The following is a 19,928-nucleotide window of genomic DNA, read 5'->3' on the forward strand; positions in this document are numbered from 1 at the left end:
AGCAGCGAACACAGGAGAATCCCACGCATGACGACGAACCCGGCCGAGAGACTGGTCGACCTGCTCGATCTGGAGCAGATCGAGGTCAACATCTTCCGTGGCCGCAGTCCGCAGGAGTCCCTCCAGCGGGTCTTCGGCGGCCAGGTGGCGGGCCAGGCCATGGTCGCCGCCGGCCGCACCACGGACGGCGACCGTCCCGTGCACTCGCTGCACGCGTACTTCCTGCGCCCGGGCATCCCAGGCGTGCCGATCGTCTACCAGGTCGAGCGGGTGCGCGACGGGCGGTCGTTCACGACCCGCCGGGTCACGGCCGTGCAGCAGGGCCGTACGATCTTCAATCTCACCGCCTCCTTCCACAAGCCGGAGGAGGGCAGCTTCGAGCACCAGCTGCCGCCGGCCCGCAAGGTCCCGGACCCGGAGTCCCTGCCCACGGTCACGGACGAGATCCGGGAGCATCTGGGCGCGCTGCCCGAGCAGTTGGAGCGGATGGCCCGCCGCCAGCCCTTCGACATCCGCTACGTGGACCGCCTGCGCTGGACCACCGAGGAGGTCGCGGACGCCGAGCCGCGAAGCGCCGTGTGGATGCGCGCGGTCGGCCCGCTCGGCGACGACCCGCTCGTGCACACCTGCGCCCTCACCTACGCCAGCGACATGACCCTCCTGGACGCGGTCCGCATCCCGGTCGAGCCGCTGTGGGGCCCGCGGGGCTTCGACATGGCGTCACTGGACCACGCCATGTGGTTCCACCGCCCGTTCCGCGCCGACGACTGGCTGCTGTACGACCAGGAGTCGCCCATCGCGGTCGGCGGCCGCGGTCTGGCCCGGGGCCGGATCTACGACCGTGAGGGCCGGCTGGTCGTGTCGGTCGTGCAGGAGGGGCTCTTCCGCAAGCTCGGCTGACCTGGTCATGTGCGGGTCGGAGCCGCTGTCCGGGGCTCCGATCGCGCCCGTGCCCGGTTCCGGCGACCATGGCAGGAGGAGGCACTCTGCCGGCGTCACACGCCCGCCGGTCCGGGAGGTGACCACGCTGCACACCGTGCTCCCCGTCGTCTTCGCGGTCTGCGCGGCCCTCAGCAACGCCGTCGCGACGGTGTTGCAGCGCAAGGCGGCCCTCACCGTGCCGCGCTCCCAGGGGCTCAGGGCCGGGCTCATCACCGACCTGCTGCGCCGGCCCGTCTGGCTGGCCGGCATCCTCGCGGTGATCGGCGCCGCCGTCTGCCAGGCGCTGGCGCTGGCGACCGGTCCGCTGACGATCGTGCAGCCGCTGTTCGTGCTGGAGCTGCCGCTGACCCTCGTCGTCGCGTCGCTGCTGATGCACCGGCATCTGCCGCGCGCGGGCTGGCTGGCCGTGACGGTGGTGGTGGCCGGACTGGCGGTCGCGCTCGCCGCCGCCTCCCCCGCCGGCAATCGCACCCATGTGGAGCTGGACCGCTGGATCCCCGCGCTCGCCGTGTGCGCCGGGGCGGTCGCCGGCCTCGCCGTCGCCGCCCTGCGCCGCCCTGAGGGCCGGGCCCGGGCGGCGTGTCTGGGAGGCGCGACGGCGATCAGCTACGCGGTGACCGCGGCGCTGATGAAGGCCTCCACCCACATCCTCGACGAGCAGGGACTCGTGGGTTTCCTCACCGCCTGGCAGACCTACGCGTTCGCCGCGACGGGCGTGTGCGCGCTGTTCCTGCTGGAGAACGCGATGCAGGCCGGTCCCCTGGTCGCCTCACAGCCCGCGCTCACCCTCGGCGACGCGATGGTGAGCCTCGCCCTCGGCATCACCCTGTACGAGGAGACGGTCCGCACCGGGTGGTGGCTGCTGCCCGAGTTGTTCGGCGTGGCGCTGATCGCCGCGGGGGTGCTCGCCCTGTCGCGGATTCCGTTCACACAGTCGCTCGTGGCACCGGACGAGGAACGCCGGACGGCGGGAGTGCCGTGACGGTCTCCGACGGCGCGCCGCACGCGGGGGGACCTGGCCGCACGGATCACCCCTCCGGCTGACACCGCGGGCACCACACCGTCCCCCGGCCCGCCATACGGGACCGGCGCAGACCGCTGCCGCAGCGCGGGCACCTGGGGTCGGGGTCGTCACGGTGTCCGGTGAGCCAGGAGTCCCGCGGCGGCACGCAACCGGCGCTGACGGCGGACCGCAGGGTTCTGCGCATCTCGCTGTACAGGCGACGGCGGTCGTCCTGGGTGAGCTCACGCGCCGGTCGGTCGGGGCGCAGCCGGGCACGCCACAGGATCTCGTCGGCGAGCAGATTGCCGAGGCCGGCCAGGGCGGACTGGTCGGTGAGCGCGGTCTTCAGGTGGCCTCGGCGTGACGAGAGCATGGCCTCGAAATCCGCTCGGTCCACCGCCATCGCGTCGGGGCCCTGCCGTCCCAGCAGCCGGTCGAGGTCGGAGTCGTCGTGGGCCAGCCACAGGCCCTGGAGCTTGCGCTGGTCCCGGAAGCGCAGCTGACGGTTGCCGCCCAGGGTGAACAGCACACGGTCGTGGGGCTCGACGGCGTCCTCGGGACGAGCGCAGACCAGCCGGCCGGTCATGCCGAAGTGCAGCACCAGGGTGGGGCCGCCGGTGCGGGCGAGCAGCCACTTGCCGTGCCGCTCCGGGGTGCCGAACCGCCGGCCCTCCAGCGCCTCACGCAGACCCCGGACCCCGACCCCGTGCAGGACGCCCGCGTCCCGCACGTCGACGTGCCGCACGACGCGTCCCTTCGCACAGGACTCGAGCACCTGCCGGAAGCCCTCGACATCGGGCAGCTCGGGCATGACCGACGGGTCAGGATTCCTGGAGGACGGACAGCACGTTCCCCGCCGGGTCGGTGAACCAGGCGATCAACGGACCGCCGCCGCGGAAAATGCCCTTGTCGTCCGCCTTGAGGTGGTCGTAGCGCTCGAAGCGCACCCCCCTTCTGCTCAGCTCGTCGACCGCCGCCTCGATGTCGTCGACGGGGAAGTTGAGGATGGTGTAGGTCGCCGGGGTGTGATTCTCCTTCGGGTAGACCAGGATGTCCCGGCCGCCCGCGATGTGCAGGATCAGCATGCCGTGCTCTTCCGAGACGCGGAGTCCCAGCGTGTCGCCGTAGAACTTCCTGGCCGCCTCGATGTCGTTCACGGAGAAACCGCTGTATGCCTTCGTGGTACCGAACATGATCGCCTCCCGGACATAGTCTCCTCACAGGTCGGACCGGGATGCATCCGGAAACTCATCGCTTATCGGGCAAGTGGCTGGCGCGCGCTCCGCCCGGGCAGCGGCGCGGTCACCCCGTAGGCCGCCGGCCTCTGCGGCGCAGCCAGCCCAGGAGGCCGTGGGAAGACGCGTGGTCCGGTGGCACGGGCCGGTGTTTCGCCGGGGCCGCGATCGGCTCCGGCGCCGAGGTGGGGGCCGGTCCCTGCCCTGGGTCCGGTACCTGCCCTGCGGCCCGTACGTGCTCTGGGGCCTGTTCCGGGGCCGGGCGTGGTGCCGGATGGCGCCTTCGGGCCGTTTCCATCGTGTGGGCGAGATCCGCACGGAACCAGGCCACTTCGTCCGGCTCGCTCGCCGTCATGAGTTCCTGGGCCCGGTCGGCGGCGGGTGAGCCGGGCGCGCCGTGTGCCGGAAGCCGGGGGCGGCAGCGGTTCAGGTGGTCGCGCTCGTACGGGTCCGCTACGACCTCCGCCACGTCGGCCGGGTCGAGGAGGCAGGCGACGGCCGCCGCGTGCGCCCACGGGTCGTCTCCCGCCTGTCGCAGCAGGAACCCGATGTGCCGTCCCCGCCAGTTGCGGGGCCGCCGGTCCAGCCCCGTCTTCAGCCGTTCCCGCATCTCCGCCGGCACGCGGCCGGTCAGCAGCCGGGCGTTGCTCTCCTCGGCCGCGAACTGCCGTAGCTCCTCGGCCAGATACAGCCATGCGACGGTGCGGTAGCGGTTCAGGTAAAAGCGCACGGGCACCAGCAGGCCGAAGCGCGCGAGGCTCGTGAACCTGGTGGGCGTCACGTCCAGGAGCTTGGCGCCCTCGTTGGTTCCCGCGGTCGCGACGCGCTCGCGCAGCGCGTCCGGGAAGCCGTCCTCGGCGCGCAGCCGGTCGAGCTCGGCGCGGGCCACCCGTCGGCCTCCGCCTCCTTCGCCGGGGACGGTCCGGATGAGCCCGAGATTCACCGCCAGGTCGAACTCCCCCCGCTTGAGATCGAGTTCGCGGGCGGCCCGGCTGGGGGCGCAGGTGAGGCGGTCGGGTTTCGCGATGGTGCCTGACATGGTCGGTCTCCCCCGTGGAGTCGGCGGCTCACGCCGTGTGCGGTTGCCGTGAAAAAACCGTAGCCGCTTCGGCGCACCTCACTGCGAGCCTGTGGATAACTCCGCGGGGGGGTGACGAACGTGCAGGTCAGATGCCTGTTTCCGGTTTCCGCTCGGGCCGGCGCGCATCCACGTCGAGGTGCTCGCCGACCCGGTTGACGAGAAGTGTCATCTCGTAGGCGATCTGGCCGATATCGGCCTCCGCGCCGCTGAGGACGCACAGACAACTGCCCGTGCCGGCTGCGGTGACGAAGAGCACCGCGTCGTCGAACTCGATCATCGTCTGGCGTACGCTGCCCGCGCCGAAGTGCCGTCCCGAGCCCTTGGCCAGGCTGTGCAGTCCGGACGACACGGCCGCGAGGTGCTCCGCGTCCTCGCGGCGCAGGCCGGTACTCGCCCCTGTCACCAGGCCGTCGTTGGACAGGACCAGTGCGTGCCGCACATGGTGGACGCGCTCGGTCAGGTCGTCCAGCAGCCAGTCCAGTCCCTGGTTCTGCGCCATTCCGATCTCCCCGTTTTCTCCCCGTGCGATTCTCCTCCTGGCCGGAGGATCTCCACGCCAGCCTTCCCCACGACCGCTGCCGGAGCAAGGAGGATGGGAGCCATGGCAGAGAAGATGACCGACGCGCAATGGCGGGAGTTTGTTTCCCACGGCACCCGCACCGCGAAGCTCTCCACGGTCCGCGCCGATGGGAGCCCGCATGTGACCCCGATCTGGTTCGTCCTGGACGGCGACGAGCTGGTGTTCAACACCGGCAAGGACAGCGTGAAGGGGCGCAATCTCGTCCGTGACGGCCGGGTCGCCCTGTGCGTGGACGACGACCGGCCGCCGTACTCCTTCGTGGTGGTGCGGGGCCGCGCCCGGGTTTCGGAGGACCTCGACGAGATACGGCGCTGGGCCACCCGCATCGGCGCCCGGTACATGGGCGAGGAGCGCGCCGAGGAGTTCGGCGCCCGCAACGGCGTCCCGGGTGAACTCCTCGTCCGTGTCACCATCGACAGGGTCCTGGCGGAGCGGGACGTCGCGGACTGACGGAGAGGAACCCGGTCAGCCGACCGAGTCGAGGAGCCGGGCGGTGTGCATCCGCCCGGCGTACTCGACGAGTCGGATCAGCACCTCCTTTCCCGAGTCGCGGTCCCGGGCGTCGCACAACACCACGGGCGTGCCGCGGTCGAGGTCGAGGGCGCGCGAGACGTCCTGAGCGCCGTGCCGCCGGGCGCCCGCGAAGCAGTTGACGGCCACCACGAACGGGATGCGCCGGTGCTCGAAGTAGTCGACCGCGGGGAAGCAGTCCTCCAGGCGACGGGTGTCCGCGAGGACCACCGCGCCGAGCGCCCCTTGCGACAACTCGTCCCACAGGAACCAGAACCGGTCCTGGCCCGGCGTGCCGAACAGGTACAGGGAGAGGCCGGAGCGGATGGTGATGCGTCCGAAGTCCATGGCGACGGTCGTGGTGGTCTTGTGGTCCACACCGTCGGTGTCGTCCACCAACTGACCGGCTTCGCTGAGCAGTTCCTCGGTGCGCAGCGGCCGGATCTCGCTGACGGCGCCCACCAGGGTGGTCTTGCCCACGCCGAACCCGCCGGCGACCAGTATCTTCAGCGCCAGTGCGGAGGTGTCGCCGCCGGTGGCGTCGGAGTCTTCGGAGACCATTGATCACTTCTCTCGGGAGTGCCGGCAAGGGGTGAGGTGAGTACGTGGGCGGTGTGCCGGCGCCTACAGCGCCCTCAGTCCCGCGATCACCTCGCGCAGGATGCGCTCGTCGGGCAGCTGTGCCGGCGGCACGGGGCGGCTGACGGTGACGCTGCCGAGTTCCAGGAGGTCGCCGAGGAGGACCCTGACGACGCCCACGGGCAGGTCCGCGCCCGCGGCGAGTTCGGCGACCGACTGGGTCTCCGTACGGCACAGGTCGAGGAGAGTCCGGTGTTCCGGACCGAGCGGGACGTCGTCCACGCCGGGCGCGGCCGGGTCCAGCGTGACCAGGGCGATCAGGTCGAACCGCACGCCGGTGGGGCCGGGCCGGGTGCGGCCGCCCGTCATGGCGTAGGGGCGGACGAGCGGGCCGGCCTCGTGGTCGTACCACTGGCTGCCCTGGTCGGGCGGGGTGCCCGTCATGTCCTCGGTCATCTGCGCGGACCGCCCTCTCGGTTCATCCGGCGGCGGGCGGCCGGGCGCCGACGCGCGGCGCGGTGCCGAGGTGCTCGCCGACGCGCTTGACCAGTCGTGCCATCTCGTACGCCACGAGGCCGATGTCGGCGGTCACTGCGGTGAGGAGGGCGAGGCAGGATCCGTCGCCCGCCGCGGCCACGAACAGGAAGCCCTCGTCCATCTCCACCATGGTCTGGCGGACACCGCCCGCACCGAAGTGGCGTCCGGCTCCCTTGGCGAGGCTGTGGAAGCCCGAGGCGACCGCGGCGAGGTGCTCGGCGTCCTCGCGGCGGAGGTCGGTCGAGGCGCCCACGGCCAGGCCGTCGTTGGACAGCACCACGGCGTGCCGTATCTCGCTCACGCGGAGCACCAGATCGTCCAGCAGCCAGTCGAGTTCGCCGGAGCTCCGGGCGGAATGGGTACTCGGGTTCTGGATCATGCGGGGTCTCCTTCGAAGCTGTCGCTGCCCTTCGGGCCGGGAGTGGTTCCGCGGCCGGGCCGCCTGCCGCCGCCGCGCGTCCAGCCGGCGCGGTACGCCGCCATGCGGTCCCGGACGAGCTCGGGGGTGCGTTCGTCGTCCCGGGGCGCGGGCGAGGGCGGGGGCTCCTCGGGGCGCCCCTCGCGCAGTTGGGGAGCGAGGCTGGCCTGCCGCACGCGACGCGGGAGGTCGTCGGAGCCTTCGGGCTGCTCCTGGGGCCGGTGCAGTCGCAAGGTGGCGACTCCTGGGGGTGGGGTGTGGCTCGTGGTCTCCGCGGCGGCCGGGACGGGAGCCACCAGGGCGCGCCGGTCGGCCGGTGCCGGGACGGCGTCGGGAGCGGTGTCCTGATGCGGGAGGCCGTCGGGCACGCGCGCGTGGGCACGTTCCTCGGGCTGCCGCGCGTGCGCCGCTTCGCCGTAGGCACGTTCCGCTTCACCGTGGGCACGTTCCGCCGCCCCGGTGTGCAGCAGGGCGGTGGGCACCAGGACGACCGCGGTGGTGCCGCCGTACGGCGAGGTCCTCAGGTGGACCTTGATGCCGTGCCGGGCGGCGAGCCTGCTGACCACGAAAAGGCCGAGCCGGTCGCTGTCGAACAGGTCGAGCGCCTCGGACTGCTCGATGCGGCGGTTGGCCTCGGCGAGGGTCTCCTTGCCCATGCCGAGGCCGCGGTCCTCGACCTCGACCGCGTAGCCGTTGCCGACGGGTTCGCCGGTGACGCGCACGCGCGTGTGGGGCGGCGAGAACTGGGCGGCGTTCTCGATGATCTCCGCGAGGAGGTGCGTGAGGTCGGCCACGGCCGCGCCCACGACAGCCGCCTCGGGGAGCTGCCGTACCTCCACGCGCGCGTAGTCCTCCACTTCGGAGACGGCCGCGCGGACCACGTTGGTCAGGGAGACGGGCCTGCGCCAGGCCCGGCCGGGGGCCGCTCCGGAGAGGATGATCAGGCTCTCCGCGTGACGCCGCATGCGGGTGGTGAGGTGGTCGAGACGGAAGAGGTCGCTCAGCTCGTTCGGGTCGTCGGAGCGACGTTCCATGCTGTCGAGGAGGCTCAGCTGCCGGTGGACGAGGATCTGGCTGCGGCGGGCGAGGTTGACGAAGACGCCTGAGATGCCGCTGGCGAGTTCGGCGCGCTCGACGGCGGCCCGCAGCGCGGCACGGTGGACCGTGGCCAGGGCCTCGGCGACCTGTCCGGTCTCGTCCTCGGCGGACGGACCCGGCGGTGCCTCGGCACGGACGTCGATCTCCTCGCCCGCGCGCAGCCTCCGCATGGCCTCGGGGAGTTTGCGCCGGGCGATCTCCAGCGCGCTGTTGCGCAGGCTCACGAGCTCCACCACGAGGCCGCGGCCGATGCGCACGGAGATGACGAGCGAGGCGGCGACGGCCGCGAGGCCGAGCAGGACGGCCGCGCCGGCCGGGGTGAGCAGTCCCCGGGTGAACGGGTCGGCCCGTTGCGCGACGCCTCGTGCGGCGTCGTCCTCGATCGTGCGCATACCGTTCTGCACGCGCGCGTGGGCGGTGTTCCAGGTGCTCTCGGGTACCGCCTCGATCGCCTTGGCGCCCGGCCCGCCGGCGAGGATCCCGTCCTCGGCGTCGCCCAGCCCGGCGTAGGCACTGCTGTCGGCGAGGGCGTTCCACGCGGAGCGTTCGGTACCGCGCAGGTCGGTGACGGCCGACTCGGTCAGGGTGCGGCGCAGGTCGACGGCGCCGGTGAACAGCCGGAGCCGCTCCCCGGTCAGCGTCCCGGACAGGCGGGCACTCGCCAGGAGCGCGTCCTCCCGGGCCAGTGCCTCGCCGGCCCGGGAGAATTCGAGCAGCACGCGCGCGTCGGAGCCGAGGTCGGCGTCCTGGATGCCGGTGAGGGCACCGCCGACGCCGAGGGCCTCGGAGATGGTCCGGGTGTAGCGGTCGTACGTCTCGGCCCAGCCCGCGCGCCGGTCCCGCACCTCGGTCCGCAGCTGACGCAGTTGCTCGGCACCGGTGACGAACGCCTCCAGCCGGCGGGCGACTCCGGCGGGCAGTTCCTCGCTGTCGGCGACGGTGCTGTTCTCGCCGAGCCGCAGTTTCGCGACGGCCCGGTCGGTGCGCCGGGCGAGTTCCTCCAGCTCGTCGGTCCCCGCTGCGGAGGGGTCGGTGGCGCGGCGTACCGCTGCGGCGCGTTCGGCCTGGAGGGCGGCGACCGCGGCGGAGACGGGGGCGCGGACCATGGCGTCCACCCGCTGGACCTGCCGTAGCCGGGAGACGTCCTGGGCGGTGGTGACGGTGGCGTGGGCCCACAATGCCAGGAGGGAGACGACCGGCACCATCAGCAGGCAGACGATCTTGGCGCGCACGGTACGGGGGCGTATGTGCCAGCGTTCCGCGCGCGTGGGCATCCCGTCCGGGGCGGTCCCCGAGGGCGTCTCGGAGTCCTCGTCGGCTGGTGGTCCGGCGTGCGCGCGGCGACCCCGCACGGGCGGGGGCGGCGCCTCGGGGCCGGTTGTGGGGGTCCTACGGGGTGTACGCATGGACTCCTCGCTCGGGGGTGGTTCGGGGCGTGTCACCCCGGCTTCAGGGCGTGCCGTGCGGGCTTGCTCTGTCTGCCGTCCAGACCGTGACCGTGGGGTGTGCCGCCCGGAGGGTCTGTCGCCCGCCACACCGGGCCTCGGTCGCGGGGGGGGCGGCTAACGGGCGACGGTCTCGACCGGCCGCTGGGCCGACGCGGACGCCTCGCGCTCCCCTGCCGTCGGCGACAGGGCGACGAACGCGGAGGTCAGGAAGAGGTAGGACCCGAGGCCGACGGCGAGGGGGAAGATGAACTGCATCGCCGTGGCCCCGGGCAGTGCCTCCCCGGAGGGCGTCACGCGCACGCTCACCGCGAACATCCCGGTGTAGTGCATGCTGCTGACGGCCGCGCCCATGATCAGGGAGGCGATGGTGACCGCGACGGGCGACTTGATGTTGAGCGCCGCCCACAGAGCCGCCGTCGCGGCGACGACGGCGATCAGGACGGAGAGCCCGACGAGCACCGGGTCGTAGTCGACGTCACCGTGCAGGCGGACGGCCGCCATGCCCAGGTAGTGCATGCTGGCGACGCCGAGGCCGGTGGTGAGCCCGCCGATCAGCAGGGCCCGGCCGTGGTCCCTGCCGTAGCCGACGGCGAAGACGCCGGCGCAGACGACGACCATGGCGACGAGCAGGCTCAGCAGGGTGAGCGGCACGTCGTAGCGGATATCGGTGCCGACGACGCTGAAACCGAGCATGGCCACGAAGTGCATGGTCCAGATGCCGGTGCCGATCGCCGAGGCGGCGGTGACGAGCCAGTTGCGGCGCGAGCGCCCGGTGGCGGCGAGCGCGCGGACGGTGCAGCGCAGCCCGAGGGCGGCGCCTATACAGGCCATCACGTACGACAGCGCGGGGGTCAGCCACCCCAGGGCGGCGTGGTCCAGGTGTCCCATGACCCCGGGACGCTAGACCCGGCAGGGGCGCACAAAGGGGGCGCATTTCGAAAGGTGTTGGAATATGACGCAAGGCTGTACCGGAACGATCGGGTCACGCTCGAACGTGTGCACTGAGGCGTCATCCGTGCCGGTGAGGAATCATGCCGTACATGAGCGACGACCAGACGCGTGTCCAGGAGTTCTTCACCGCCCGCGCCGCCGACTGGGACAGCCGGTTCCCCGACGACGGTCCGGCCTACGCCGCCGCGGTCGCCGAGCTCGGACTGCGCCCGGGCGACCGCGTGCTCGACGCGGGGTGCGGCACCGGACGCGCTCTGCCGCCGCTGCGTGCCGCAGTGGGGCCCTCGGGAGTGGTGCTCGGGGCCGATCTGACCCCGGTCATGCTGCGGGAGGCCGTGCGGGCCGGACGGGACCGTGAGGGGGCGTTGCTGCTCTCGGACGTCGCCGCGCTGCCGCTGCGCTCGCATTCGCTGGACGCCGTCTTCGGGGCGGGCCTGATCTCGCATCTGCCGAGTCCGGCCGAGAATCTGCGGGAGCTGGCGCGCGTTGTGCGTCCCGGTGGTGTGCTGGCGCTGTTCCACCCGATCGGCAGGGCGGCCCTGGCCGCGCGCCACGGCCGCCCGCTCACCCCGCACGACCTGCGCGCCGAGCCCAACCTCCGGCCGCTGCTGGCCGGTTCGGGGTGGCGGCTGACGTCGTATGTCGACGAGGACTCCCGCTTCCTGGCGCTCGCCGCCCGCGCGGACTGAGCTGCCGCGTCACCCGGCTCCCTCCCACCCGGCCGCGTCACCCGGCTCCCTCACCCCGCTCCCTCACCCGGCCGCGTCACCGGCCTCGGCGTCCGACGCCGCGACGTGCCGCACGGGGCAGCCCCGGACGCCCGGGACCGGGCGCGTGCCCAGGTCGTCGAGCCGGTAGCCGTACGGATAGCCCTTGATCTCCCGGTTCTGGCCGGCGAAGTGCGGGGCGCGCCGGGGCGGCAGCAGACGGACGGCGCGGCCCCGCAGCCGTACCGCGCGACGCACACATGCGCGCGTGGCGGCACTGGGCGGGGTGTAGCGGAAGGCACGCAGCAGAGAGTCGTCGAGCAGAGCGAGGGTCGTGGTGCGCAGCAGCGGCGCGAGCGGGCGCGGGTACCAGGACGACATCAGGTCGAGCGTGGCGTCCGAGACCCGCCGGGAGTCCTCGTCCCACGCGAAGTGGGCCGCCTCGTAGCCGTCGAGGCAGCTCTCGAACTCCTCGTAGGTCTCGGGGATGTCCTTGATGCCCATGTGCCGGCCCAGCGTGCGGTAGTGGACGGCACCGGCCACGATCTCGTGGCGCGACATCCTGCGCCACGCGTAGGCGTCGATCCACCGCTTGGGCACCACGACGAACGTGCAGAGCACGTAGCGCATGTCGTCGTTGCCGATGTCGTAGCTGCGGTGCATCTGGTTGATGCGGCGGATCGCGGTCTTGCCCTGGTCGCTGCCGAAACCGTGCTCGACCACGGCGTCCAGGAGGAGCGACGTGTCGTCGTAGCGCTTCTGTGTCCGCTCCGTGAGCTCCCCCGTCTCGGCGAGCAGCCGGCCGATGCTCGGGATGGCGTACGTGCGGTACAAAGCCAGCTCCAGGGCGCGGGCGAAGTCCCAGGGAAACTCGTACGCCGCGCTCAGCCGGTAGATCTCCGTGGCCTCCCGGTAGGGGTCCATCCGCCGTATCTGTTCCAGCCGTGCGAAGCGCTTCACAGTGCTGTCCCCCTTCTGTCACCGGAGATCCAACTTTACGTTGGAGTCAGCGAGATGACCGGCAGGCGGGACATCCGCACAGGGGGAAGGTGGTCAGCATGTGGGGCAAGGTCCGGAAGGCCAGAGACAGAGTCGCTCACGCCTTGCGCACGGAGCCGAAGGCGGGCGAGGGCAAACGTCCGCACAATCTCTTCGAGGCGGCCGCCGTCTACGTCACGGCGAGCGCGGAGGACGACCAGGAGCGGGCCGACGAGGCGGCCGGCTGGGTCTCGCCCGAGGCGCTGTCGTTCGGGGTGAACGAGCTGGCCGGCCGGGCCGTCGTCGCGCTCGCACGGGAACGCGGGGAATCGCCCCGGACCGTGGCCCGTGAGCTGCTGGGGCTTCCGGCGGAGTGACGAGCCCTGTCCGGTTGGCCGTTTCGCCCCGTCCGCCGGAAAAGGGCAGCTCCTGGGGCACTCACGAGGCCGTGACAAGCGGCTTCCGCGCGCACTAGGGTGCGCGCCGGTGGACGAACCGATGGGGAGGCTGGGATGGCCGGGACGGATGGGGACACCGTCGCCGCCGCGGACGACGCGCTCTACGTGCTCACAGCGGTGCTGCTGACGCCGGCGCAGTTCCCGAGCGTGCTGGGCGACGACTATCCGCAGGCGTGCGCGGCGCTCGGCCTCGCGCCGCTCGCCGACGGGTACGGGCTGGTGCTAGGCCAGGACGGCGAGGGAGCCCGGTGGACGGTGGTCATCGACGACGTCTCCCTGGTGGCCGTCGCGATCGCGTCCTGGGACTGCGGGATGGAGTACGAGCTGTCGCCCGACGAGCGCACGGTCGTCACGGCCCTGCCGGGCTGGCCCCTCGCGGTCGCCGTGGCGGCGCCGGGAGTGCCCGCGCCGCACGATCCCGGTCCGGAGGTTGACGACCGGCCCCCGCTGACCCCGCCGGACACCACCGTCTGGGGTCCGGCCCAGCGGCGCCTGGGCGCGGACGAGATCGCGCTTCAGTGGGCGACGTGGCGGGAACAGGTCGACGACTCGGCCTTCCCGGCGCCGGGGCCCTCGGCGACCCCGGGCGGCGGGGGCGCTACGGCCGACGGTCCGGGCGGAGGCGGGGAGAAGAGGCAGCAGGGCCACAGCGGCATCCGGCGCGTCCTCGCGGAGGCCCGCGGCTACATCGACTCGCCGCCGCCCCTGGGCCGGGTCCGGTCGTCGTTCGCGCCGGGTGACGCGCGGACCCTGCGGGCCGACGGTCCCGGCTGGTCGCTCGTGGCCAGGACCGACGACATCGCCTTTGTGCTGCTGGACGAGGAACCTGGGGAGATCCTGCCGGTGGGCCGGGGGCCGGAGCTGCCGGGTCTCCTCGAAGCCCTCGACAAGATGGCCGTACGGCCGAACTGAGCCGGTGCGGCCTTCGGCCGCACCGGTCATCAGCGCGTCAGCGACCCGGCTCCATGCGGATCAGCGCGTCAACGGCCCAGCTCCTTGCGGGTCAGCGCGTCAACGGCCCAGCTCCTTGCGGGTGGCTCGGCGCAGCCGGCGCCGCTGCGAGGGGTCCAGCGTGAGATACGCGGCTGCCGGGACTCCCAGGATGATCAGGAGCGCTGCCCACCAGGGCAGCCAGATCAACAGGACGAGCCCGACCGCCACACCACCTGCGGCGATCTTGGCGTTCTTGGACATGATGTCGCCTCCTTCGCGGCCACTGCCGCTCTCTGTCTCGAAAACGGGCCCGCGCTTGCGGCGGTTCCTGACCGCGACCCTGAGACATCCCTGAGGCGCTACCCCTAGGCACCCCTGAGACCTCTATCGTGACCCACTTCACAGCCAAGTCATACCCAGAGGTTGCAGGAAGTGCTGTACCCTCGGCGACTCCGACTCACTAGTCAAATTTGAGGAATCAGCCATAGCCGAGCATCCCACTCCCCCGGCACCCTCCTACGACTTCTCCGAACTGGCCCACTGCCGCACCGTGTTCCTGCCCGGCGATCCGGCCCGGACGGGCAGCGTCGCCTTCTGGCGGCCGGACGGCGAGACCCCGCCGGTGACGGAGTCGGCGTCCGCGTCAGACCTGACCGTCGTGGTACCCACCGTCGACGGAGTCGGGCCGCGGAGCGTGCCCGCCGTCCTGGTGCCGGTGCGTACCGCCCTGCCGGTCCTCCTGCGCGCGCGTGCCGGCGCGCAGGGGCACCGGTCCACCGTGTTCTGGGGCGCGGCGGCCACGCACGCCCTGCACCTCGTGGCGCGCGGGCTCCTGCTGCCGGGTCTGTCCCCCGCCGACCACGACGCCTGGCGCGTGGGCCCGCTGCGCGCCCAGGACGTCGAGGCCGTACGCCGCCTCGCCGCCGCCATGCCGCCCGAGGCGCACGCCGTGCCACTGGCGGACGCCGGATCGCCGCGGCTGCCCGACCCGGAGCAGCTCCTGTGCGCCTTCATCGACGCGGTCGCCGACACCCTGCCCCGCTCCCCCGCCGCGCCGCTGGTCACCGACGGCCCCGCCTACGCTTCGCTCGAGCCGGTGCGGCTGCCCGAGCAGCGCGCGTGGGCCGCCGACGTCGCCGCGGGCCACGACGCGGGGGTGCGGGTGTCGCTGCGCATCGAGGCGGACGGCCTGGCAGACACGGCGGACGGCCTGACGGAGGCTGCGGCCGACGAGGCGGACGTGACGTTCCGAGCCGTGCTCCAGGTGCACAGCGTGAGCGATCCCGCGGTCGTGGCGGACGCCGCGGACGTCTGGGCCGGCGCCGGGGACGAAGCCTTCGGCCCCCGCGCGCGGATGGACGCCCTGCTCGCCCTGCGCCGCGCGGCCCGCGCCTGGGCCCCTCTCACACCTCTGCTGTCGGCGACCGTTCCGGACGCGGTCGAGCTCGCCGACGAGGAGGTCACCGAACTGCTCGGCACGGGCGCCGGGGCGCTGGCGGCGGCCGGAGTCGACGTGCACTGGCCGAAGGGGCTGACCCGCGAGCTCACCACGCGCGCGGTGGTGGGGCCTTCGGACGACGAACAGGAGTCCGGCAAGGCCTTCGCCGCCATGCCGTCGTTCCTGTCCGCCGACGCGCTGCTCGCCTTCGACTGGTCGTTCGCGCTGGGCGACCGGCCGCTGAGCCGCGAGGAGCTGGACCGGCTCGCCGAGGCCAAGCGCCCTGTGGTGCGGCTGCGCGACCAGTGGGTCCTGATCGACCCTCAGGAGGTCCGCCTGGCCCGCTCCCGGCAGGACCACAAGGTCACGCCGGTGGACGCGCTGGGCGCGGCCCTGACGGGCTGGGCGGAAGTGGACGGCCGCCGGGTCGAGGTGCGGCCCACCGGGTGGCTGGCGGCCCTGCGGGAGCGGCTCGCGGACCCCGAGGCACAGCAGCCCGTGGAGCAGCCGGCCGCCCTCGCGGCCACCCTGCGGGACTACCAGCGGCGGGGCCTGAGCTGGCTCGCCGGCATGACCTCGCTGGGCCTCGGCTGCTGCCTCGCCGACGACATGGGGCTCGGCAAGACGGTCACGCTGATCGCCCTGCATCTGCACCGGCAGACCGACGCCCGGTCCGCCGGGCCCACCCTGGTGGTCTGCCCGACGTCCCTGATGGGCAACTGGCAGCGGGAGATCGAGCGGTTCGCGCCCGGCACACCCGTGAGGCGTTTCCACGGCGCGCGGCGCGGCCTCGACGGCCTGGCCGACGGGGAGTTCGTCCTCACCACGTACGGCACGATGCGCCTGGACGCGCCCCGGCTCGCCGAGGTGCCGTGGGGCATGCTCGTGGCGGACGAGGCCCAGCACGTGAAGAACCCGCACTCCTCGACCGCGCGGGAACTGCGTTCCATCGGCGCACGCGCGCGTGTGGCGCTCACCGGCACGCCGGTGGAGAACAACCTGTCGGAGCTGTGGGCGATCCTCGACTGGACCACTCCGGGGCTGCTGGGGCGCCTCGGCACCTTCCGCCGACGGTACGCGGAGGCCGTCGAGGGCGGTCAGGATCCGGGCGCCGCGGACCGGCTGGCCCGGCTCGTACGGCCGTTCCTGCTGCGCCGCCGCAAGTCGGATGCGGGGATCGCGCCCGAGCTGCCGCCGAAGACCGAGACCGATCACGCGGTGTCGCTCACCCAGGAGCAGGCAGGCCTGTACGAGGCCGTGGTGCGCGAGGCGCTCGCGGAGATCTCCGGCGCCGGCAGCATGGCGCGGCGCGGACTGATCGTGAAGCTGCTGACCGGCCTCAAGCAGGTCTGCAACCACCCGGCGCAGTACCTCAAGGAGGAGCGGCCTGTGATCGCCGGACGCTCCGGGAAGCTGGAGCTGCTGGACGAACTGCTCGACACGATTCTCGCCGAGGAGGCGGGCGTGCTCGTCTTCACGCAGTACGTGCAGATGGCCCGCCTCCTCGAACGGCACCTGTCCACCCGCGGCACTCCCTCGCAGTTCCTGCACGGCGGGACGCCCGTCGCCGAGCGCGAGGCCATGGTGCGGCGCTTCCAGGACGGCGAAGTGCCCGTGTTCCTGCTGTCGTTGAAGGCGGCGGGCACCGGCCTGAACCTCACCCGGGCCGAGCACGTCGTGCACTACGACCGCTGGTGGAACCCGGCCGTCGAGGCCCAGGCGACCGACCGCGCGTACCGCATCGGCCAGACCCGGCCCGTGCAGGTGCACCGGATCGTCGCCGAGGGAACCATCGAGGACCGCATCGCCGAACTGCTGGTCCGCAAGCGGGCGCTGGCGGACGCGGTCCTGGGCTCCGGCGAGGCCGCCCTCACGGAGCTGACCGACGCGGAACTGGCGGATCTGGTCGAACTGCGAGGGGGCCTGCGATGACTCGGTACGACGGTGACACGGAGCGCACGTTCGCCGCGCTGCCGCCCGCGAGCGGGCGAGGCTTCGCACAGACCTGGTGGGGCCAGGCCTGGCTGAAGGCGCTGGAGGACACGGCGCTGGACTCGACGCAGCTCAAGACGGGCCGCCGGCTCGCGCGCGCGGGAGCGGTCGGCACGGTGTCGGTGCGCCCGGGGCGGCTCACGGCCGTCGTCCAGGACCGCGACCGCACGGCACACCGGGCCGACGTCCTGCTGGAGGAGCTCTCGCCCGGACAGTGGGACCGATTCCTGGCCATGACCGTGGAGCGGGCCGGTCATGTGGCGGCGCTGCTGGACCGGGAGATGCCTCCGCACCTGGTCGAGGACGCGGCGGCCGCGGGCGTCGAACTGCTGCCGGGCCTGGGCGATCTGGAGCCGGAGTGCGACTGCGGAGCCTGGGACCACTGCGGGCACACGGCGGCGCTCTGCTACCAGGTGGCGCGACTGCTGGACCAGGACCCGTTCGTCCTGCTCCTGATGCGGGGACGCGACGAGGCCACCCTGCTGCACGACCTCCAGTCGGGCAGCGGCGCCTGCGCCACGGAGCGTTCCGTCCAGGCGGGCGTGGACGCGGCCGAGGCGTACGCGGCCGGCGACATCCTGCCTCCGCTGCCTCCCCTGCCCGGACTCCCGGCCGAGCCGGGATCGCCGCCGTCCCTGGACACCGAGACGCCGCCCGCTCCGGGCATCGACCCGGCCGCACTGGAGTTCCTGGCCGCCCGCACCGCCGCACAGGCCCACCGCCTGCTCGCGGAGTCACTCCGGGACGCGGACGAAGGGCACGTCCCCGGCACGGACTTGTCCGTCTCGCAAGACGCCGTACGGCTGGCCGCGGGCGAGCCCGGGAGAGAGGTGGCGGACCGCCTCGCCGACGGGTCGGGGCGCGGCCGTGAAGGGCTGGCAGCGGCGGTCCGTGCCTGGCGCCACGGTGGTACGGCCGCGTTGTCCGTGCTCGACGAGGAGTGGAAGGTGGAGGGCGAGACGCTCGCACGCGCGCGTGCCGCCCTGGAGTCGGCCTGGGACGCGGACGAGCGGCCCGAGCTGCGGGCGCGGAGCAACCGCTGGACGGTCGTCGGCGCACCGGTACAGCTGCGCCTCGGCCGGGACGGCCGGTGGTGGCCGTACCACAAGGAGCGCGGCCGCTGGCTGCCCGCGGGAGGTGCCGCACAGGATCCTGCGACGGCACTGACGTCGGCGGAGCTCGCCGCCGGAGACGAGGCCGCTCCGGGTTCAGGGCAGTAGCTCGCTGGCGTCCAGGGACGGCAGGAGCGACTCGAAGCCGCTCGGCAGATCGCTCGGGAGATCGCTCGGCAACTGGCTCGGAAAGCCCGACGGCAGCCGGGTCGGCAGCTTGCTGGGCAACTGGGTGGGCAGCTTCGTGGGAATGCCGAACGTCGGAGCGGGGGTGCTGCTCGCGCTCTCGGCGGGCGGCTCCCGGTCCGGCGAGTCGTCGCTTCCCCTGGCCATCAGCACCACGACGGACACGGCCACGACGGCCACGAGCACGGCGAGCAGGATGAGCAGCGGGTTCCGGCGCCGGGGAGGCCCGGGCGGGCGAGGCGGTTCGGGCGGCATGGCCATACCGACCACAGTCGCCGCTCACCGCTCAAGACGGGAGACGTACACGGAAGTTGATACGGACTCATGGCGTGGATCGCATGATTCCGGAGCATTGCGGACCGTGATTCAGGAGCATTGCGGGTCCGTTGGCCGGTCGCACCCCGTGACCGGCCAACGGACCCGCACGCGCGCGTGCCGATCGGGCCCCGCAACGCGCGCGCCAAGGAGCCCGCACGCGCGCGTGCACTCAGCCGCGCGCCCCCAGCAGGTGGTCCATCGCCAGCTGGTCCAGATGCTCGAAGGCCATGCCGCGGGCGGCGGCCGCCTCGACGTCGAAGGCCTCGAAGGCCGACCGGTCGGCGAGCAGGGCCTGGAGACCGTCCGCGGCGGTCGGCTGGGCCAGCTCGTCCAGGCGGGCCGCGCGCAGGGCCTCCTGGACCTCCGGGTCGGCACGGAAGGCGGCGGCGCGCTCCTTGAGGATGAGGTAGTTGCGCATGCAGCCGGCCGCCGACGCCCACACCCCGTCGAGGTCCTCGGTCCGCGGCGGCTTGAAGTCGAAGTGCCGCGGGCCGGTGTAACCGGCCGACTCCAGCAGGTCGACCAGCCAGAACGCGGACCGCAGGTCGCCGGCACCGAAGCGCAGGTCCTGGTCGTACTTGATGCCGGACTGGCCGTTGAGGTCGATGTGGAACAGCTTGTCCGCCCACAGGGCCTGCGCGATGCCGTGCGGGAAGTTCAGCCCGGCCATCTGCTCGTGCCCGACCTCGGGATTGACGCCGTACAGCTCCGGCCGCTCCAGGCGCTCGATGAACGCCAGGGCGTGGCCGACGGTCGGCAGCAGGATGTCGCCGCGCGGCTCGTTCGGCTTGGGCTCGATCGCGAAGCGCAGGTCGTAGCCCTGGGAGGTGACGTACTCGCCGAGCAGGTCGAAGGCCTCCTTCATCCGGTCCAGGGCCGCGCGGACGTCCTTGGCGGCGCCCGACTCGGCACCCTCCCGGCCACCCCAGGCGACGTACACCTGGGCGCCGAGCTCGACGGCGAGGTCGATGTTGCGGATGGTCTTGCGCAGGGCGTAGCGGCGCACGTCGCGGTCGTTGGCGGTGAACGCGCCGTCCTTGAAGACCGGGTGCGTGAAGAGGTTGGTGGTGGCCATCGGGACCTTCATGCCCGTGGCGTCCAGCGCCTGCCGGAAGCGCTTGATGTGGGCTTCGCGCTCGGTGTCGCTCGAGCCGAACGGGATCAGGTCGTCGTCGTGGAACGTCACGCCGTGGGCGCCCAGCTCGGCCAGTCGCTGCACCGTCTCGACCGGGTCGAGGGCACGCCGCGTGGCGTCGCCGAAGGGATCCCGTCCCTGCCAGCCGACGGTCCACAGTCCGAAGGTGAACCTGTCCTCGGGGGTGGGCTGGTAGCTCATGCCGCGGCTCCTTGCTCGCTGAGGCTATTTCGTCATGCCGATTTACAAATTAGTATGCGAGCACCTTCCTGGGAAGAGACAAGGTGTC

The 19,928-nt window shown here is 72.8% G+C and carries 21 protein-coding genes; 8 read left to right on the plus strand and 13 right to left on the minus strand.

Features of this window, described 5'->3' with window-relative positions; all coding sequences use genetic code 11:
• Nucleotides 1–27 precede the first annotated feature (27 nt).
• Both QC385_RS02350 and QC385_RS02355 read left to right on the plus strand, forming a co-directional pair.
• Nucleotides 28–900 (plus strand): acyl-CoA thioesterase, encoded by an 873-nt coding sequence (locus tag QC385_RS02350; RefSeq protein ID WP_279539546.1) that lies wholly within the window; start codon nt 28–30, stop codon nt 898–900.
• A 127-nt stretch (nt 901–1,027) separates the two neighbouring features.
• Complete coding sequence (locus QC385_RS02355; protein WP_279539761.1) at nt 1,028–1,924, plus strand: DMT family transporter; 897 nt, start codon at nt 1,028–1,030, stop codon at nt 1,922–1,924.
• Between the two features lie 46 nt (nt 1,925–1,970).
• Here the strand turns inward: QC385_RS02355 and QC385_RS02360 are convergent, their stop codons facing one another.
• The 4 genes from QC385_RS02360 to QC385_RS02375 all read right to left on the minus strand — a co-directional run bounded on the left by QC385_RS02360 (nt 1,971) and on the right by QC385_RS02375 (nt 4,760).
• Nucleotides 1,971–2,756: an Fpg/Nei family DNA glycosylase gene (locus tag QC385_RS02360; RefSeq protein WP_279539547.1), complete on the minus strand. Its 786-nt coding sequence runs from the start codon at nt 2,754–2,756 to the stop codon at nt 1,971–1,973.
• Nucleotides 2,757–2,766: 10 nt separating this feature from the next.
• Complete coding sequence (locus QC385_RS02365; RefSeq protein ID WP_279539548.1) at nt 2,767–3,138, minus strand: VOC family protein; 372 nt, start codon at nt 3,136–3,138, stop codon at nt 2,767–2,769.
• Nucleotides 3,139–3,247: 109 nt separating this feature from the next.
• Nucleotides 3,248–4,219 carry a DUF6397 family protein gene (locus QC385_RS02370; RefSeq protein ID WP_279539549.1) on the minus strand — a complete coding sequence of 324 codons (972 nt, stop codon included), beginning with the start codon at nt 4,217–4,219 and terminating at the stop codon, nt 3,248–3,250.
• A gap of 127 nt (nt 4,220–4,346) precedes the next feature.
• A complete protein-coding gene (locus QC385_RS02375; protein ID WP_279539550.1) occupies nt 4,347–4,760 on the minus strand; it encodes a roadblock/LC7 domain-containing protein in 414 nt (137 codons plus the stop codon).
• Between the two features lie 102 nt (nt 4,761–4,862).
• Here QC385_RS02375 and QC385_RS02380 point away from each other — a divergent pair, with 102 nt between their 5' ends.
• Nucleotides 4,863–5,291, plus strand: a complete 429-nt coding sequence (locus QC385_RS02380) for a PPOX class F420-dependent oxidoreductase (RefSeq protein WP_279539551.1) — start codon at nt 4,863–4,865, stop codon at nt 5,289–5,291.
• Nucleotides 5,292–5,306: 15 nt separating this feature from the next.
• Here QC385_RS02380 and QC385_RS02385 read toward each other — a convergent pair whose 3' ends face one another.
• From QC385_RS02385 to QC385_RS02405, 5 genes are all read right to left on the minus strand, one after another.
• Entirely contained in the window at nt 5,307–5,912 is a 606-nt protein-coding gene (locus tag QC385_RS02385; RefSeq protein WP_150479414.1) for a GTP-binding protein, read from the minus strand.
• Between the two features lie 63 nt (nt 5,913–5,975).
• Nucleotides 5,976–6,386, minus strand: coding sequence for a DUF742 domain-containing protein (locus QC385_RS02390; protein ID WP_279539552.1), 411 nt, complete (start codon nt 6,384–6,386; stop codon nt 5,976–5,978).
• Nucleotides 6,387–6,408: 22 nt separating this feature from the next.
• Entirely contained in the window at nt 6,409–6,846 is a 438-nt protein-coding gene (locus QC385_RS02395) for a roadblock/LC7 domain-containing protein (protein ID WP_279539553.1), read from the minus strand.
• Complete coding sequence (locus tag QC385_RS02400) at nt 6,843–9,389, minus strand: sensor histidine kinase (protein ID WP_279539554.1); 2,547 nt, start codon at nt 9,387–9,389, stop codon at nt 6,843–6,845. Before QC385_RS02400 ends, QC385_RS02395 begins: the two co-directional genes overlap by 4 nt.
• Nucleotides 9,390–9,545: 156 nt before the next feature.
• The gene (locus QC385_RS02405; RefSeq protein ID WP_279539555.1) at nt 9,546–10,319 is read right to left on the minus strand and encodes an MHYT domain-containing protein; all 774 of its coding nucleotides are present in this window, start codon (nt 10,317–10,319) and stop codon (nt 9,546–9,548) included.
• 152 nt (nt 10,320–10,471) lie between these two features.
• On the opposite strand from QC385_RS02405, the gene QC385_RS02410 reads away from it, so the two are divergent.
• On the plus strand, nt 10,472–11,071 hold the full coding sequence (locus tag QC385_RS02410) for a class I SAM-dependent methyltransferase (protein ID WP_279539556.1): 600 nt from the start codon (nt 10,472–10,474) through the stop codon (nt 11,069–11,071).
• A gap of 63 nt (nt 11,072–11,134) precedes the next feature.
• On the opposite strand, the gene QC385_RS02415 is transcribed toward QC385_RS02410, so the two are convergent.
• Entirely contained in the window at nt 11,135–12,049 is a 915-nt protein-coding gene (locus QC385_RS02415) for an oxygenase MpaB family protein (RefSeq protein ID WP_279539557.1), read from the minus strand.
• A 98-nt stretch (nt 12,050–12,147) separates the two neighbouring features.
• On the opposite strand from QC385_RS02415, the gene QC385_RS02420 reads away from it, so the two are divergent.
• Nucleotides 12,148–12,444 (plus strand): hypothetical protein, encoded by a 297-nt coding sequence (locus QC385_RS02420; protein ID WP_279539558.1) that lies wholly within the window; start codon nt 12,148–12,150, stop codon nt 12,442–12,444.
• A 135-nt stretch (nt 12,445–12,579) separates the two neighbouring features.
• Nucleotides 12,580–13,437: a hypothetical protein gene (locus tag QC385_RS02425; protein ID WP_279539559.1), complete on the plus strand. Its 858-nt coding sequence runs from the start codon at nt 12,580–12,582 to the stop codon at nt 13,435–13,437.
• A gap of 99 nt (nt 13,438–13,536) precedes the next feature.
• Here the strand turns inward: QC385_RS02425 and QC385_RS02430 are convergent, their stop codons facing one another.
• The gene (locus tag QC385_RS02430) at nt 13,537–13,719 is read right to left on the minus strand and encodes a hypothetical protein (RefSeq protein WP_279539560.1); all 183 of its coding nucleotides are present in this window, start codon (nt 13,717–13,719) and stop codon (nt 13,537–13,539) included.
• 289 nt (nt 13,720–14,008) lie between these two features.
• Between QC385_RS02430 and QC385_RS02435 the strand changes: the two genes are divergently transcribed.
• Entirely contained in the window at nt 14,009–16,828 is a 2,820-nt protein-coding gene (locus tag QC385_RS02435; protein WP_279539561.1) for a DEAD/DEAH box helicase, read from the plus strand.
• Entirely contained in the window at nt 16,825–18,108 is a 1,284-nt protein-coding gene (locus QC385_RS02440; protein ID WP_279539562.1) for an SWIM zinc finger family protein, read from the plus strand. The genes QC385_RS02435 and QC385_RS02440 overlap by 4 nt, the downstream gene beginning before the upstream one ends.
• Here the strand turns inward: QC385_RS02440 and QC385_RS02445 are convergent.
• Nucleotides 18,097–18,447 (minus strand): hypothetical protein, encoded by a 351-nt coding sequence (locus QC385_RS02445; protein WP_279539563.1) that lies wholly within the window; start codon nt 18,445–18,447, stop codon nt 18,097–18,099. The two genes, QC385_RS02440 and QC385_RS02445, sit on opposite strands and share 12 nt — an antisense overlap.
• A gap of 226 nt (nt 18,448–18,673) precedes the next feature.
• The gene (xylA, locus tag QC385_RS02450; RefSeq protein ID WP_279539564.1) at nt 18,674–19,840 is read right to left on the minus strand and encodes a xylose isomerase; all 1,167 of its coding nucleotides are present in this window, start codon (nt 19,838–19,840) and stop codon (nt 18,674–18,676) included.
• Between the last annotated feature and the right edge of the window lie 88 nt (nt 19,841–19,928).

The sequence above is a fragment of the Streptomyces sp. DH10 genome, from assembly GCF_029813805.1.
Taxonomy (GTDB): Bacteria; Actinomycetota; Actinomycetes; order Streptomycetales; family Streptomycetaceae; genus Streptomyces; species Streptomyces coeruleofuscus.

What these genes read in the sequence shown, in the direction of transcription:
- QC385_RS02390 (WP_279539552.1), bottom strand. Translation starts at nt 6,386, where the DNA reads ATGACCGAGGACATGACGGGCACCCCGCCCGACCAGGGCAGCCAGTGG.
- QC385_RS02360 (WP_279539547.1), bottom strand. Translation starts at nt 2,756, where the DNA reads ATGCCCGAGCTGCCCGATGTCGAGGGCTTCCGGCAGGTGCTCGAGTCC.
- QC385_RS02420 (WP_279539558.1), top strand. Translation starts at nt 12,148, where the DNA reads ATGTGGGGCAAGGTCCGGAAGGCCAGAGACAGAGTCGCTCACGCCTTG.
- QC385_RS02405 (WP_279539555.1), bottom strand. Translation starts at nt 10,319, where the DNA reads ATGGGACACCTGGACCACGCCGCCCTGGGGTGGCTGACCCCCGCGCTG.
- QC385_RS02425 (WP_279539559.1), top strand. Translation starts at nt 12,580, where the DNA reads ATGGCCGGGACGGATGGGGACACCGTCGCCGCCGCGGACGACGCGCTC.
- QC385_RS02440 (WP_279539562.1), top strand. Translation starts at nt 16,825, where the DNA reads ATGACTCGGTACGACGGTGACACGGAGCGCACGTTCGCCGCGCTGCCG.
- QC385_RS02375 (WP_279539550.1), bottom strand. Translation starts at nt 4,760, where the DNA reads ATGGCGCAGAACCAGGGACTGGACTGGCTGCTGGACGACCTGACCGAG.
- QC385_RS02385 (WP_150479414.1), bottom strand. Translation starts at nt 5,912, where the DNA reads ATGGTCTCCGAAGACTCCGACGCCACCGGCGGCGACACCTCCGCACTG.
- QC385_RS02350 (WP_279539546.1), top strand. Translation starts at nt 28, where the DNA reads ATGACGACGAACCCGGCCGAGAGACTGGTCGACCTGCTCGATCTGGAG.
- QC385_RS02430 (WP_279539560.1), bottom strand. Translation starts at nt 13,719, where the DNA reads ATGTCCAAGAACGCCAAGATCGCCGCAGGTGGTGTGGCGGTCGGGCTC.
- QC385_RS02395 (WP_279539553.1), bottom strand. Translation starts at nt 6,846, where the DNA reads ATGATCCAGAACCCGAGTACCCATTCCGCCCGGAGCTCCGGCGAACTC.
- QC385_RS02365 (WP_279539548.1), bottom strand. Translation starts at nt 3,138, where the DNA reads ATGTTCGGTACCACGAAGGCATACAGCGGTTTCTCCGTGAACGACATC.
- xylA (WP_279539564.1), bottom strand. Translation starts at nt 19,840, where the DNA reads ATGAGCTACCAGCCCACCCCCGAGGACAGGTTCACCTTCGGACTGTGG.
- QC385_RS02410 (WP_279539556.1), top strand. Translation starts at nt 10,472, where the DNA reads ATGAGCGACGACCAGACGCGTGTCCAGGAGTTCTTCACCGCCCGCGCC.
- QC385_RS02400 (WP_279539554.1), bottom strand. Translation starts at nt 9,389, where the DNA reads ATGCGTACACCCCGTAGGACCCCCACAACCGGCCCCGAGGCGCCGCCC.
- QC385_RS02370 (WP_279539549.1), bottom strand. Translation starts at nt 4,219, where the DNA reads ATGTCAGGCACCATCGCGAAACCCGACCGCCTCACCTGCGCCCCCAGC.
- QC385_RS02445 (WP_279539563.1), bottom strand. Translation starts at nt 18,447, where the DNA reads ATGGCCATGCCGCCCGAACCGCCTCGCCCGCCCGGGCCTCCCCGGCGC.
- QC385_RS02380 (WP_279539551.1), top strand. Translation starts at nt 4,863, where the DNA reads ATGGCAGAGAAGATGACCGACGCGCAATGGCGGGAGTTTGTTTCCCAC.